Source organism: Ruegeria sp. AF8 (assembly GCF_056541825.1).
The window spans coordinates 110,440-124,687 of record NZ_JBQFYW010000007.1 but is presented as its reverse complement, the minus strand read 5'-3'; the positions used below and the strand labels follow the sequence as shown (position 1 = coordinate 124,687).

The window sequence follows — 14,248 nt, the reverse complement described above, 5'->3', positions numbered from 1 at the left end:
AGCCCTCAATATGCGGTGGACACCACGGGGCGCAGCTCGACGCAAATCGCCGCTGAGTTTGGCGCCAGTTCAGCATCAAACGCCTGTCCGATCGCAAACGAGCCCTGCGACACTTCGACCCCGCCGATTTCGGCCTGGCCTGAAACCATGAACACCCCGGCGGAATGATCCGGAAAACAAAGCCGTTTTGGCGCGCGGTGGCATGTCACGCGCGGGCAAAGCCGGGACGGGTCAAAGATCAGGTTGAAATTTCGCACCGGCCCGTCGATCAGTGTGCCGTTCAGTGCGAGATCGCCGGAAAAGGGCAACGGTGACATCGGTGCTGCCTCCAGGGTTTCCCGCGCGCCCTGCAGATTCATTCCTGCACCCGAGATGACGGTGAGAATACGCTGCAATCCTGCAAAGACCGAAAACGGCCCCTCCCGATCAACCTCGGCAATACTCAGCCGCCAGAGCAGTTGACCGCCCCGGTCCGCGCGCGCGATTTCATGCGTTACGCCGCCGCCGTTTTTCCACGGCGACGACACGAATTGCTCGGGCTTGACGATTCGTATGTCGCTGACGTCAGTCACCGGTTTCCGTTGCCGGTGAAGCGCGAGGCATCCGCGGCGGCACGGCGGATGGCATTGGATTTGTGCACCGTCTCCATGTATTCGGCCTCGGGGTCGCTGTCATAGACGACACCACCGCCCGCCTGAATATACAGTTTTTGGTCCTTCACGATGGCGGTGCGCAGGGCAATGCACATGTCCATGTCGCCACCGGCGCTGAAATATCCGACCCCGCCGCCATAGATGCCGCGCTTTTCGGGCTCCAACTCGTCGATGATCTCCATCGCGCGGACCTTGGGGGCTCCCGAAACCGTGCCTGCGGGCATGCCCGCAAAAAACGCATCCAGTGCGTCTTTGTCCTCGGCCAGCTCGCCGACGACGTTCGACACGATATGCATGACGTGGCTGTAGCGTTCGATGATGAATTTCTCGGTCGGTCGCACGGTGCCGATTTTGGCGACGCGGCCGGTGTCGTTGCGGCCAAGATCCAGCAGCATGAGGTGCTCGGCCAGTTCCTTTTTGTCGGCCAGCAGGTCCGCCTCCAGCGCGCGGTCCTCTTCCGGTGTCGCGCCACGCGGGCGGGTCCCCGCGATGGGGCGGATGGTGACTTCGTTGCCGAAGACGCGCACCAGAATCTCGGGGCTTGCCCCCACCACCTGAAAGCCGCCGAAGTTGAAATAGAACATGAACGGCGACGGGTTGGTGCGCCGCAGCGAACGGTAGAGCGCAAAGGGCGGCTGCGGGAAATCCTGCATCCAGCGCTGCGCCGGAACGACCTGAAAAATGTCACCCGCGCGGATGTATTCCTTGGCCTTTTCGACCGCCTCCATATAGCCGGACTTGGTGAAATTCGACACCGGAGGTCCAACCTCGAGCGCGTCGCCCAGATCACGGGTTTCGGCCGGCATGGCGCGTTCCAGATCGCGCACCGCATCCATCACCCGCTCGGCCGCCTGGGCATAGGCCGCCTTGGCCGATTGCCCGTCGCTGACCCAGGCGGGAGAGACCACGGTGACATCTCCCTTGACCCCGTCCAGCACCGCCACCACCGAGGGCCGCAGCATCACCGCGTCAGGCAGGCCCAGCGGATCGGGATTCACGTCCGGCAGGTATTCCACCAGCCGCACCATGTCATAACCCAGATAGCCGAACAGCCCCGCTGCCGCCTGCGGTAGGTCATCGGGCAGGGCGATGCGGCTTTCGGTCAGCAGCGCGCGCAGGTTGTCCATCGGGTCGCCATCCTGCGGCGCGAAGGCATCCGCATCGAAGCGTGCAGAACGGTTGAGCGCGGATTGCTCTCCATGGCAACGCCAGATCAGATCCGGCTTCATCCCGACGATGGAATAGCGTCCGCGCACCTCGCCGCCGGTCACGGATTCCAGCATGAAGGCGTCCTTCTGCGCGCCCGTCAGCTTGAGCATCAGCGACACCGGCGTATCCAGATCGGCGGCAAGTCTGGTATAGACGACCTGATTTTCGCCTGCCTCATAGGCGCGCGCGAAGGTTTCGAAATCGGGGGTCAGGGCCATTTCCGTCTCTCGTCAGAAATTGGATTGCACGGCGTTCAGCGCACGCTGATCCAGCGTCGGACGCGCGCGGGACTGGGCATCGCGCACATAGATGTCAAAGATGTTCTGCGCCAGCGCCTGATTGAGTTGCTCGCCCAGGGCAGCACGCATCTGGGTCAGATCCTCGGTTTCTGCAGGCGGAAGGATTTCGTCAAGCCGCACGATCAATGCGGCGCCATTGCCCGCGAGCACACGCAATTCGCCAGGCTCCATCTCGAAAACCCGGTTCATGAAATCGACAGGCGTGCCGTCCAGATAAGCGGTGCGGGTCAACCCGTTCTCGACGCGGAAAGGCAGTCCGGTTGCGGTGAAATCGCCGTCGGTGGCAAGCTGTACCAGCAGGCCGCTGGCCTGTTCCTGCAGCGCCCTAGCTGTTTCCGCTTGTACCCATGCCGCGACGACCTTGTCGCGCGCGCTGTCCAGAGGTTCCGGTCTGGGGGCCAGTTCCTCGTCCAGACGCAGTGCAAAGATCGAGCCGTCCTCAAGAAAGGCGATCTCGGGGAAATCACTCTCGGTCACGGCCTCAGCCGCTGCACGGAAGCCGTCATAAGCCGCAACGCCATCGCTGCTGTCCTCGGTCCAGTCGATCTGACCAAGCTCCATCTGGGTCTCGCTGGTCAGTTCCTCCAGGGTCGCGCCGCCTGCCAGCAGGTCGTTAATATCTTCGGTTTGCGTCTCGATCAGGCGGCGGGCGCGGTCGGTGGCAAGCTCGTCACGCAACTCGGGCTCGGCCTGTTCGAAGGTGACGATCTGCTCGGCCAGAGACCCGTTGATCCGGTACAGCGCCGGGCCGAGATCCGAGGGCAGGGGGCCAACCACATCGCCCACCTTCGCCGAGAAAACGGCGTCGGCGGCGCCCCCAAGATCGTCGGCTGTGACATCGCCCAGGTCGATGTCACGCAAATCGAGACCGCGATCTCCGACCAGTTGCTCGAAACTCGTGCCGCCCACCTCGATCTGCGCCATCGCATCTCTTGCGGCCTCATCGTCGCCAAACACCAGCCGTTCGACAAGACGGCGTTCGGGCTGGCGGAATTCCTCTACGCGCTCCTCATAGCGGCGGCGTACCACCTCATCGTCCAGCTCGACCGTATCGAGCAGCATTTCGGGCGACAGCAGCGCATAGGTCAGCCGTTTGGTGCGGGGCAGGGTGAACTGGCCGGTGTTCTCGTCGTAATAGGTTTGAACCTGCTCGTCGGAGGGCGCGGGTACCGGCGTCTGGAGACTGTCGGCGCCCAGCGTGGCCACGGTAAAGCTGCGCCGTGCGCCCACGTAATCGGCCAGCGTGCCGGCCATCGTTTCGGGCATGGTGATGCCGGCCATGACAGCACCCTGCACCAATGTCCGCGCGGTTTCCTTGCGAATGTCGGCTTCGAATTCGGCCTCGCTCAGGCCGACCTGCTCCAACTGGAAACGATAGGCTTCGCGGTCGAACGATCCGTCGATGCCCTGAAAGGCCGGAATTTGAACGATTTCCTTCTGCAGATTCTCATCGCCGACCGAGACCCCCATCTGCGCCACTTCGTTATCCAGAGCGGCCAAAGCGATCAGGCGTGCCAAGGCCAGTTGATCGAGACCGAGATCGCGGGCCTGCGACATCTGCATGGGCTGTCCGGTCTGCGCCTCGACGGCGCGGATTTCGCGTTGCAACTCCCGGGCATAGGCGTCGACGGAAATGCTTTCATTTCCAACCTGGGCCACGGTGCGCACGGTACCGCTGAGGTTGACCGCGCCGAACCCGGCAAGGCCCAGCATCAGCAGGCCCATCAGGATCCAGACAAAGGTGTTAGACAAGCTCTTGATGCGCGCGGCCATGGTGCCCCCTAGTCTTACGGCGTTTCTCTGCCCTGTTTGTTGCGGCCCTGAATACGACGGGTACAGGCGGGGAGCAAGCTCAGAAGGTAACGGCCTGCAACCGCTGGAACAGCCTCCCGATACCGGCCCGGTCGAGGTTGGCGAAAGCGATGCGTACCTGCCTTTGCCCCGAGCTGTCATGCGCCGGCATGAACATGGTTCCCGGCAGCAGCAGCACACCCGCTTTCCCGACCAGTTCCCTGGCCAGCTCGTCCGATGGCAAGTCGAACGGATGCTCAAGATAGGCGAAATAGGCGCCCAGTCCCAGCAGCCGCCATCCCTTTGCCTCCAGCGCAGGCATGCCTTCGGATATCGCCGCCCGGCGGTCGAGGATTTCCGCGCGCTCCCCTGCCAGCCATTGCGGCAGGTTCCGCGTGCCCCAGAGCGCCGCGAACTGGCCGATCTGGCCGGGACAGATCGCAACTGTATCGAGGAACTTTTCGATCTCGGACAGCAAGGCGGGATTGCTGGCCAGAGCCCCGACCCGGTGACCGGTCAGCCGGTAGGCCTTGGAGAAGGAATAGAGATGCACCAGCGTTTCATCCCAATCGGGATCGGTGAACAGATCGTGCGGAGCGCCGCCGCGACTGTCGAAATCGCGATAGGTTTCATCGACCAACAGGCGAATCCCGTGTTCTTTGGCGAGATCATGGAAAGCGCGCACCAGTTCCGCCGGGTATTCGACCCCGCCGGGATTGTTGGGGGTGACCAGTGAAATCGCCCGGGTTCTGCCGGTGATCAGTGATCGCGCCATTTCCGGATCGGGTAACAGATCATTCCCCGTGCGCAGGTCCACCGCGCGAACGCCCGCCATGTCGAGCCACATCTTGTGATTGAAATACCAGGGAGTGGGCAGAATCACCTCGTCCCCTTCGCCGGTGATGGCCGCGATCACAGCGGAAAAGGCCTGATTGCAGCCCGAGGTGATCGCCACCTGAGCCGTCGTGACTGAGCCGCCATAGTGCCCGGAAATCCCGGCGGCCAGTTCCGCGCGTAGATCATGGTTGCCCAGAACCGGGCCATAAAGATGCGCGCGGTCTTCGTTGATCGCAAAATCGGCCATGGCCCGGCGCAGCGCCTCGGGCGGTGGGTCGACCGGGGCCGCCTGGCTGACGTTGATCAGGGGGCGGTCGTTGGGAAAATCGACTCCCTCAATCCAGCGGCGCGCTTCCATCACGGGCGGCGCGAAAGTGGCGGCGGTGCGGGTTTGTCTTGGGTGCGACGATTTGGGTGGTTGATATATTTCTTTCAATCTCTTGATCCCGATTCGTTCTCGCTGTATCAGTTAGACACTCGATGTCTGCGCCCAATGAAAGGGGGTGATCTCATGGGCAAGAAACCTGGTACAAACACAGGCAAAAACGGCGGCATTTTTCAAGAGGTAGGACCGCGCGGTGGTAAGAAAGACAACTATACCACGGTGCCGGATAACAAGCCCCTTCCGCCGACCACAAAATCTGGCAATACTTGGACGCCAGTAAAACGCACGCCTGACAGCAAACGGTAGTGCTGCAAAATAAGCTGAGGCCGAATGCGGCCTCAGTCCGTGCCGCGATAGGGTTCGACATATTGCAGCGCCATGTCCCACGGAAAAAAGATCCATGTATCCTGGCTGACCTCGGTGATGAAAGTGTCGACCATCGGGCGGCCCTTGGGTTTGGCATAGACGGTGGCAAAATGGGCCTTGGGATACATCTGGCGCACCAGTTCCAGCGTTTTTCCGCTGTCCACCAGATCGTCGATGATCAGCACGCCCTCGCCATCGCCCATCAGCTCGGCATCCGGCGATTTCAGCACTTCGGCCACACCCTGTGCCTGATGGTGATAAGATTTGACGCTGACCGTATCGACGGTGCGGATGTCCAGTTCTCGGCTAACGATCATCGCCGGGGCCATGCCGCCACGGGTGATCGCAACCACCGCGCGCCAGGCGCCGTCATCCGGGCCCTGACCGTCCAGCCGCCACGCCAGAGCGCGGGAATCGCGGTGAATCTGGTCCCAGCTGATGTGAAACCCTTTTTCGTGCGGCAGGCGATCCTTGGCGCTCATGTTCTTAACCCTTTTCAACGTCCGGTGCGTCGACGGCTTTCATGCCGACGATATGATATCCCGAATCCACATGCAGGTTTTCGCCGGTCACACCGCCGGACAGGTCCGACAACAGATACAGGGCCGAGTTGCCCACATCGTCGATGGTCACGTTGCGGCGCAGGGGCGAGTTATACTCGTTCCACTTCATGATATAGCGGAAGTCACCGATGCCGGACGCGGCAAGCGTCTTGATCGGGCCGGCCGAGATCGCGTTGACGCGGATGCCATCCTTGCCCAGATCTTCGGCCAGATATTTCACCGACGCCTCCAGCGCAGCCTTGGCGACCCCCATGACATTGTAATGCGGCATTACCTGCTCGGCACCGTAATAGGTCAGGGTGATGGCGCTGCCACCTTCGGTCATCAGCTTTTCGGCGCGCTGCATCACGGCGGTGAAGGAATAGACCGACACATCCATGGTCAGTTTGAAATTGGCCCGACTGGTGTCGACATAGCGACCGCGCAGCTCGTTCTTGTCGGAAAAGCCGATGGCGTGCACGATGAAATCCAGTTTGCCCCATTTCTCGCCCAAAGCGTCGAACAAGGCGTCGATCGAATCTTCGTCGCTGACGTCGCAGGGCAACACGATCTCGCTGCCCAGTTGGGCGGCCAGCGGATCGACCCGCTTTTTCAGCGCGTCCCCCTGATAGGAGAAAGCAAGCTCGGCCCCGGCCTCGGACAAGGCGCGGGCGATGCCCCACGCAATGGATTTGTCATTGGCCAGTCCCATGATGAGGCCGCGCTTGCCGGCCATCAACTGATTTGACATGTTCGGTTCTCCGCCTGTCGTCGCGTTGTGTTGGTGAGGTTTATGCCATTGGTCTGATTGCTTCAAGGCCACGAGCTATTGCCTGGGCGGAGTTCTCGCCTTAGGGTCGCAAACAAGTCGTTCAAGGGGATGGATATGAGCGAACGCGATGGCATCTTCGCTGGTGCCGACCCGTTTAAGATAGCGGGCGGATGGTTGCGCGACGCCGAAAAGTCAGAACCGAACGATCCGAATGCGATCGCGCTGTCCACCGTGGATTCGAGTGGCCTGCCAAATGTGCGCATGGTTCTGTTGAAGGGGATCGAGCCGGATGCCTTTGTTTTCTATACGAATTATGGAAGCACGAAGGCGCAGGAACTCGAAAGTGCCGGAAAAGCGGCCTTTGTGATACACTGGAAATCACTGCGACGGCAGATTCGCGCACGCGGCACCATTTCCCGAGAAGAAGGGCCAATGGCTGACGAATATTACGCATCACGCTCCCTCAAGAGCAGATTGGGCGCATGGGCATCGCGCCAGTCTCAACCGTTGGCGAGCCGCGCGGCCCTGATGGCAGAGGTGGCAAAGGTGACTGCGAGGCTGGGTCCCAATCCGCCACGCCCTCCGTTTTGGGGCGGGTACAGGCTGATGCCGACCGAGATCGAGTTCTGGGCGGATGGAGCATTCCGGTTGCATGACCGGTTCGTGTGGCGCCGCCAGGACCGTGCTTCGGCGTGGCATGTGCAGAGGTTGAGCCCATGACAATTACGCCGCGTGAAATGCAGTGTATGGAAAACGCTGAAGTTTTTCAGCTTGAATTTGCCTCCCATTTCCATACACATCGACAGCCATTGGGATGGGCGAAATTGACGTTGGAAAGCAAGTGCCGGAAGATCTGAACAGCATGCAACGAGTCCGCGGACACGTAAAATGGTTCGACCCCGCCAAGGGGTATGGATTCGTTGTGTCCGACGAAGGCGGGCCCGACATTCTTCTGCATGTGAATGTCCTTAGGAACTTTGGGCAAAGTTCGGTCGCCGACGGGGCCGGTATCGAGATCATGACCCACCGGACCGACCGGGGCGTGCAGGCCGTCGAGGTGGTTGCCATCGCGCCACCGGAACGGGCCGATTCGATGCTGCTTTCGGATTTTGCCGAGCTTTCGCCCGAGGCGATCGCGCAGGCGCCGCTGGAAGCCGCCCGTGTGAAATGGTTCGACAAAGGCAAGGGCTTTGGTTTTGCCAACGTGTTCGGGCGGGACGAGGATGTGTTTTTGCATATCGAAGTGCTGCGCCGGTCCGGGCTTGCCGACCTTCAACCCGGAGAAGCGCTTGCCATGCGTGTGATCGATGGAAAACGTGGTCGGATGGCCGCCCAGGTTCTGGCTTGGGAAGCGGCGGTCGAAAACTGACCCCGTGGTGTTGAAAAAACTCCTCCTTTCTGCCGGGCTGATTGTGGCGTTTGCGGTGGAAAGCGCGCAGGCGCAATGTTCGCCAACCGTCCTGGATCTGAAAAACGACAGGTCCCAGATTCGTTTCAACATCGAACTTGCGGTGACACCGCAGGAACGTTCCCAAGGGCTTATGTTCCGGGAGGAGTTGGCGGAGCGTTCAGGCATGCTTTTCGTGTTCGACCCGCCGCAAACCGTGGCGTTCTGGATGAAAAACACGCTGATTCCGCTCGACATGATTTTCGTTGACCGGACCGGAACCGTGCAGCGGGTTCATGAGAACGCAATTCCGCTGGATGAAACCGCCATCTCTGGCGGCGATGACGTGTATGCCGTGTTCGAGATCAATGCCGGACTGGCTCGTAGGTACGGGATTTCGGCGGGAACCGTACTGCGGCATGATATTTTTTCAAAAGGGCCGGCGATCTGGCCCTGTTAGGGCTTTTCAAATCGAAAACACATCGCTAGGAAGGCGCACGGTCCGGGGCGTGGCGCAGTCTGGTAGCGCACCTGTTTTGGGTACAGGGGGTCGTAGGTTCGAATCCTGCCGCCCCGACCACTTTCCAGTCACAGAGGCGTTCCGCCTGTTGCCTTCAGCAAGCGCTCGACTTTGCGGTCCAGCCTGCTGCTTTCGATCCTGACCCGTGTGACGCCGCGCTCCTTGCGGGGAATGTCCAGAAAGAACTCGGTATCGACGCGGTGACCGCCGGGTACATCCGAGACGATCATGCGCATCACGCTTTCAGGCAGTTTCTCGGGCGTGCCATCGTACGTCAGAATCAGATAGGCTGTCGTGTTTGGCGGCAGCAGTTGCCGGCATTCGACCGAACTGCGGGTCGGGCGGCGTATTCTTTCGCCCGGGTCCGAGCAGGACGCCTCAAATGCGCGGATCAGAGAATCGGGATATTGTTGGTAAGATGCGCTGCGCGAAGCCGCTATATCTTGTGATGTGCATGCCACGGTCGCGGTCAGAAGCAGGGGAAACAGATATGCGCGCATCGGTCGACGGTCCAAATCAGGTCAAAGGTCATCAACCGCGCTTGGGGCCAGTCGCAAAAACATTCGGCACTGATTCCCAGCGCCCGGCCAGGGCTATCGATGGTATCGATTTCACACATTACGCGACATAACCCAACCTGAAAACAAAGAAAAAAATTGCGTTGCTTGTCCGTGGCCTTGTACTCGACCCTGTGAACAACCTGTGGAGGAATCGGACGCGTCGCCGGGACCGGCAACAGCGGAAAGGCGGGTCAACAGAAAAGATTCGATTCCGGGCCAAAAATGCCGTTGACCTTCTATGGGTCAATACGCCAAATTGTATGAGCCGGGTACGTTGCCACTAAATCTGGTAGGAATAGCCAGAATGGTAACGGGCAAGGGACGGAAGGCAATTCAACGAATCGTGTGGTCGATGTTCGGCTTCGCGCTGTGATTTTCAGCGCCAGGTATTCATTTGCGTTCCGACCCGGTTTCCGGAAGGGGCAATGGCCCGCGGAATTTCGTACGGCCAGTGGGCCGGGGACATGTTGATTGAGAAGCTAGGGCGGCGGACATGAAGATTGATAGAAAATTCACCAAGGCAGGGCAGGACGCGTATTCAGAGCTGGGATTCGTGTCCGCAACTTCCGAGATCCGCAATCCGGACGGAACCATCGTGTTCCGCCTCGATGATATTGAAGTTCCCGCAAGCTGGAGCCAGGTGGCCAGCGATGTGATCGCGCAGAAGTACTTTCGCAAGGCGGGCGTGCCCAGCCGCCTGAAGAAGGTCAAGGAAAAGGACGTACCCGAATTCCTGTGGCGTTCGGTCCCGGCCGAAGATGCCGAGTTCACGGGTGAAACCTCGTCCAAGCAGGTCTTCGACCGTCTGGCCGGCGCCTGGGCATATTGGGGCTGGAAGGGCGGCTATTTCTCGACCGAAGAAGACGCACGCGCCTATTTCGACGAGATGCGCTATATGCTGGCAACTCAGCGCGCCGCGCCGAACTCTCCGCAATGGTTCAACACCGGTCTGCACTGGGCCTACGGAATCGACGGCCCGGCGCAGGGACACCACTATGTCGATTACAAAACCGGCAAGCTGACCAAATCGAAATCGGCTTACGAACATCCGCAGCCGCACGCGTGCTTCATCCAGTCCGTCGACGATGATCTGGTGAACGAAGGCGGCATCATGGATCTGTGGGTGCGCGAGGCGCGCCTGTTCAAATACGGCTCGGGTACCGGGACCAACTTCAGCCATCTGCGAGCAGAAGGCGAGGCGCTGTCGGGTGGCGGCAAGTCATCGGGGCTCATGGGCTTTCTCAAGATCGGCGACCGCGCCGCTGGCGCGATCAAATCAGGCGGGACAACCCGTCGGGCAGCAAAAATGGTGATCGTCGATGCAGATCACCCGGACATCGAGCAATTCATCGAATGGAAGGTGATCGAAGAGCAGAAGGTGGCCTCGATCGTTGCCGGATCGAAGATGCACGAAAAGATGCTGAACGGCATTTTCGAGGCCATCCGCGGTTGGGATGGCGCACAGGACGACGCGTATGACCCCAACAAGAATGACAGTCTGAAAAAGGCGGTTCGTGAGGCGAAAAAGGTCGCGATCCCCGAGACCTACATCAAGCGCGTGCTGGACTACGCCAGGCAGGGCCACGACGGCATCGAATTCCCGACCTATAACACAGACTGGGACTCGGAAGCCTACAGCTCGGTCTCGGGTCAGAACTCCAACAACTCGATCCGCGTGACCAACGCGTTCCTGACCGCAGTCGAGAAAGACGCCGATTGGGAACTGATCAACCGCACCGATGGCAAGGTCGCCAAGACCGTCAAGGCACGTGATCTTTGGGAAAAAGTCGGTCATGCCGCATGGGCGTGTGCTGACCCGGGCATCCAGTTCCACGATACCGTCAATGAATGGCACACATGTCCCGAGGATGGCGAGATTCGCGGCTCGAATCCGTGTTCGGAATACATGTTCCTCGATGATACGGCCTGTAACCTGGCGTCGATGAACCTGCTGACCTTCCTGAAGAATGGAGAGTTCCAGGCAGCCGATTACATGCACGCTTCGCGCCTGTGGACCCTGACGTTGGAAATCTCGGTGACGATGGCGCAGTTCCCGTCCAAGGAAATTGCGCAGCTGTCCTACGACTTCCGCACGCTGGGTCTGGGCTATGCCAATATCGGCGGCCTGCTGATGAATATGGGCTACAGCTACGACTCCGACGAGGGGCGGGCGATCTGTGGCGCGCTGACCGCGATCATGACCGGTGTGGCCTATGCAACCTCGGCCGAGATTGCCGGTGAGCTTGGCTCGTTCAAGGGTTATGAACGCAACGCCGACCATATGCTGCGTGTCATCCGCAATCACCGCCGCGCGGCACAGGGTGTGACCGAAGGGTACGAGAAACTGGCGGTGAAGCCGGTGCCTCTGGATCACGGCAACTGCCCGGACAAACGTCTGGTCGATCTGGCCATGTCGGCCTGGGACGAGGCGCTGAGCCTCGGCGAAAAGAACGGTTACCGCAACGCGCAGGCCACCGTGATCGCGCCAACTGGCACGATCGGTTTGGTGATGGATTGCGACACCACCGGGATCGAGCCGGACTTTGCGCTGGTGAAGTTCAAGAAACTGGCCGGTGGCGGTTATTTCAAGATCATCAACCGATCGGTGCCCTCGGCTCTGGAAAAGCTGGGTTATTCGTCGGCTCAGATCGAAGAGATCGTGTCTTACGCGGTCGGTCACGGCACCATCGGCAACGCGCCGGGGATCAATCACACCTCGCTGACCGGTCACGGCTTTGGCCCGAACGAGCTAGCCAAGGTGGACGCCGCGCTTGAAAGCGCCTTTGATATCCGGTTCGTGTTCAACCAGTGGACGCTGGGCGAAGATTTCTGCACCGGCGTTCTGGGCATCCCGGCGACCAAGCTGAACGACCCGACCTTCGACCTGCTGCGCCATCTGGGCTTTACCCGCGCGGATATCGAAGCGGCCAACGATCATGTCTGCGGGACCATGACGCTGGAAGGGGCTCCGCACCTGAAAGAGGAACACTACGCGATCTTCGACTGCGCCAACCCGTGCGGCAAGAAAGGCAAGCGTTTCCTTGGGGTTGATAGCCACATCACCATGATGGCGGCGGCGCAGAGCTTCATCTCGGGCGCGATCTCGAAGACGATCAACATGCCGAATGATGCGACCATCGAGGATTGCCAGAAGGCCTATGAACTCAGCTGGTCGCTGGGGGTGAAGGCCAACGCGCTCTATCGTGACGGTTCGAAACTGTCGCAACCGTTGGCGGCTGCGCTGGTTGAGGATGACGACGAGGCGGCAGAAATTCTTGAGAGCGGATCGGCGCAGGAAAAAGCCGTCGTTCTGGCCGAGAAGGTGATCGAGAAGGTTGTGGTCAAGGAAATCATCCGCAGCCATCGCGAAAAACTGCCACATCGCCGCAAGGGCTATACCCAGAAGGCGATCGTCGGCGGCCACAAAGTCTATCTGCGCACCGGTGAGTTCGAAGACGGCAAGCTGGGCGAGATCTTCATCGACATGCACAAGGAAGGTGCCGGCTTCCGGGCGATGATGAACAACTTCGCCATCGCGGTCTCGGTTGGCCTGCAATATGGCGTGCCGCTGGAGGAGTTCGTGGACGCCTTCACCTTCACCAAGTTCGAACCGGCGGGAATGGTTCAGGGCAACGACTCGATCAAGAACGCGACATCGATCCTGGACTACATCTTCCGCGAACTGGCCGTGTCCTATCTGGACCGCACCGATCTGGCCCATGTGAAACCCGAAGGCGCAACTTTCGATGACCTGGGACGTGGCGAGGAGGAAGGTGTCTCAAACGTTTCGGAAATTAGTGAAAGTGCGGCGTCCAAGTCGTTGGAAGTACTGAAGCAAATCAGCTCGACCGGGTATCTGCGCAAGCGGTTGCCGCAAGAGTTGGTGGTGTTCAATGGCGGCCAGGCCGAAGTGAACGGCATGGCGGAATCCGCAACGGGATTCGAAGTGCAAGCGTCTGAAACGGTCGTTGTCAGCGAATCCGTGACTGCTACCGGAATGGACGCCCGCACCAAGGCCAAGATGCAGGGATACGAGGGCGACCCGTGCGGCGAATGCGGCAACTATACGCTGGTGCGCAACGGCACCTGCATGAAATGCAACACCTGCGGTTCCACGAGCGGGTGTAGCTGAGTTAAGCACCCCGGCAACCCGGGGTGCAGGGGTCGGAAGCTGCCACAGTGACCGGCCCCGACGAATACGGAGAAAGGGTCTGAGACTTACCAAGTGACCTTTCTCCACTCGACCGGCATGCCCGTGTTGGTCGGGAACAGGGTGGGGCGGAATATCGGTCCTTCCCACTCTTACATGGGGCGGGTGCGCTCGCTCCGGACGACGTCCAGGCCGCAGGCAAAAAAACACCGGGCGGTCAATGAAATGAGCCTGGACGGCGAAACTGACAGGGGGCTTCGGCCCCCTTTTTCTTTTTTGATGCCAATCCGAAAGGATCGGCCAGAACGCGCCACTTTCCGGCTTTTCGGTGAGGGAAGAACTGCCGACAGGGCGAATCCACCAACGGTTGTGCGGAACGCTGCTGAACGACTCTCGCGACTTTCGCGGGCTTTGGCCTGAAACCGCCGTCCGGTTGCAAGGGGGATGACAATGGGCCGGGCGCGGTTTTTGGTGGCGTCGTCCGGACGTCAACAAATCATTATTATTCAGGAGAAACCGCAATGACCATGAAGTATCTGGCCGTGTTGGCCGTCAGTATTCCGTCCATCGCCTTTGCTCAATCCGGCGCTGACAGCAATGGCGACGGCGTTCTGACGATCGAAGAAGTGCAGGCCGTCTTTCCCGAAATTGGTGCTGATCAGTTCTCGACGATGGACGCCAATGGCGACGGCGCGCTAGATCGCGACGAGGTCGCCGTGGCGCAACAGGCTGGTCTGATACCAGCAACTGACGGTTAACGCATGCAGAAATGTTGGC

13 protein-coding genes and 1 tRNA gene are annotated in these 14,248 nt (G+C 60.1%); 7 read left to right on the top strand and 7 right to left on the bottom strand.

All coding sequences use genetic code 11. From position 1 onward, the window contains the following. Positions 1-5: 5 nt before the first annotated feature. The 4 genes from ACR0AO_RS13615 to ACR0AO_RS13600 form a co-directional block, all read right to left on the bottom strand. On the bottom strand, positions 6-572 hold the full coding sequence (locus ACR0AO_RS13615) for a HutD/Ves family protein (RefSeq protein ID WP_480604406.1): 567 nt from the start codon (positions 570-572) through the stop codon (positions 6-8). Then, positions 569-2,080: an anthranilate synthase component I gene (trpE, locus tag ACR0AO_RS13610; RefSeq protein WP_480604405.1), complete on the bottom strand. Its 1,512-nt coding sequence runs from the start codon at positions 2,078-2,080 to the stop codon at positions 569-571. The genes ACR0AO_RS13615 and trpE overlap by 4 nt, the downstream gene beginning before the upstream one ends. A 12-nt stretch (positions 2,081-2,092) precedes the next feature. Beyond that, positions 2,093-3,934 carry a peptidylprolyl isomerase gene (locus ACR0AO_RS13605; protein WP_480604403.1) on the bottom strand — a complete coding sequence of 614 codons (1,842 nt, stop codon included), beginning with the start codon at positions 3,932-3,934 and terminating at the stop codon, positions 2,093-2,095. A gap of 79 nt (positions 3,935-4,013) precedes the next feature. Beyond that, positions 4,014-5,225, bottom strand: a complete 1,212-nt coding sequence (locus ACR0AO_RS13600; RefSeq protein WP_480604402.1) for an aminotransferase — start codon at positions 5,223-5,225, stop codon at positions 4,014-4,016. 75 nt (positions 5,226-5,300) lie between these two features. On the opposite strand from ACR0AO_RS13600, the gene ACR0AO_RS13595 reads away from it, so the two are divergent. Continuing rightward, positions 5,301-5,480 carry a hypothetical protein gene (locus ACR0AO_RS13595; protein WP_480604400.1) on the top strand — a complete coding sequence of 60 codons (180 nt, stop codon included), beginning with the start codon at positions 5,301-5,303 and terminating at the stop codon, positions 5,478-5,480. 32 nt (positions 5,481-5,512) lie between these two features. On the opposite strand, the gene gpt is transcribed toward ACR0AO_RS13595, so the two are convergent. After that, positions 5,513-6,022 (bottom strand): xanthine phosphoribosyltransferase, encoded by a 510-nt coding sequence (gpt, locus tag ACR0AO_RS13590; protein ID WP_480604398.1) that lies wholly within the window; start codon positions 6,020-6,022, stop codon positions 5,513-5,515. Positions 6,023-6,026: 4 nt separating this feature from the next. Continuing rightward, positions 6,027-6,833 carry an enoyl-ACP reductase FabI gene (gene fabI / locus ACR0AO_RS13585; RefSeq protein ID WP_480604397.1) on the bottom strand — a complete coding sequence of 269 codons (807 nt, stop codon included), beginning with the start codon at positions 6,831-6,833 and terminating at the stop codon, positions 6,027-6,029. 135 nt (positions 6,834-6,968) lie between these two features. Between fabI and pdxH the strand changes: the two genes are divergently transcribed. From pdxH to ACR0AO_RS13565, 4 genes are all read left to right on the top strand, one after another. Next, positions 6,969-7,574, top strand: a complete 606-nt coding sequence (pdxH, locus tag ACR0AO_RS13580; RefSeq protein ID WP_480604395.1) for a pyridoxamine 5'-phosphate oxidase — start codon at positions 6,969-6,971, stop codon at positions 7,572-7,574. A 121-nt stretch (positions 7,575-7,695) separates the two neighbouring features. Continuing rightward, positions 7,696-8,223, top strand: coding sequence for a cold-shock protein (locus tag ACR0AO_RS13575; RefSeq protein ID WP_480604393.1), 528 nt, complete (start codon positions 7,696-7,698; stop codon positions 8,221-8,223). Then, positions 8,162-8,701, top strand: coding sequence for a DUF192 domain-containing protein (locus ACR0AO_RS13570; protein WP_480604391.1), 540 nt, complete (start codon positions 8,162-8,164; stop codon positions 8,699-8,701). Before ACR0AO_RS13575 ends, ACR0AO_RS13570 begins: the two co-directional genes overlap by 62 nt. A gap of 43 nt (positions 8,702-8,744) precedes the next feature. Then, positions 8,745-8,821 (top strand) — tRNA-Pro (locus ACR0AO_RS13565). Between the two features lie 8 nt (positions 8,822-8,829). Here the strand turns inward: ACR0AO_RS13565 and ACR0AO_RS13560 are convergent. Continuing rightward, on the bottom strand, positions 8,830-9,261 hold the full coding sequence (locus tag ACR0AO_RS13560) for a hypothetical protein (protein ID WP_480604389.1): 432 nt from the start codon (positions 9,259-9,261) through the stop codon (positions 8,830-8,832). A gap of 553 nt (positions 9,262-9,814) precedes the next feature. Here ACR0AO_RS13560 and ACR0AO_RS13555 point away from each other — a divergent pair. Together ACR0AO_RS13555 and ACR0AO_RS13550 are read left to right on the top strand one after the other, a co-directional pair. Then, positions 9,815-13,453, top strand: coding sequence for a vitamin B12-dependent ribonucleotide reductase (locus tag ACR0AO_RS13555; RefSeq protein ID WP_480604387.1), 3,639 nt, complete (start codon positions 9,815-9,817; stop codon positions 13,451-13,453). Positions 13,454-13,992: 539 nt separating this feature from the next. Beyond that, positions 13,993-14,229, top strand: coding sequence for an EF-hand domain-containing protein (locus tag ACR0AO_RS13550; protein ID WP_480604385.1), 237 nt, complete (start codon positions 13,993-13,995; stop codon positions 14,227-14,229). The last annotated feature ends 19 nt before the right edge of the window (positions 14,230-14,248 follow it).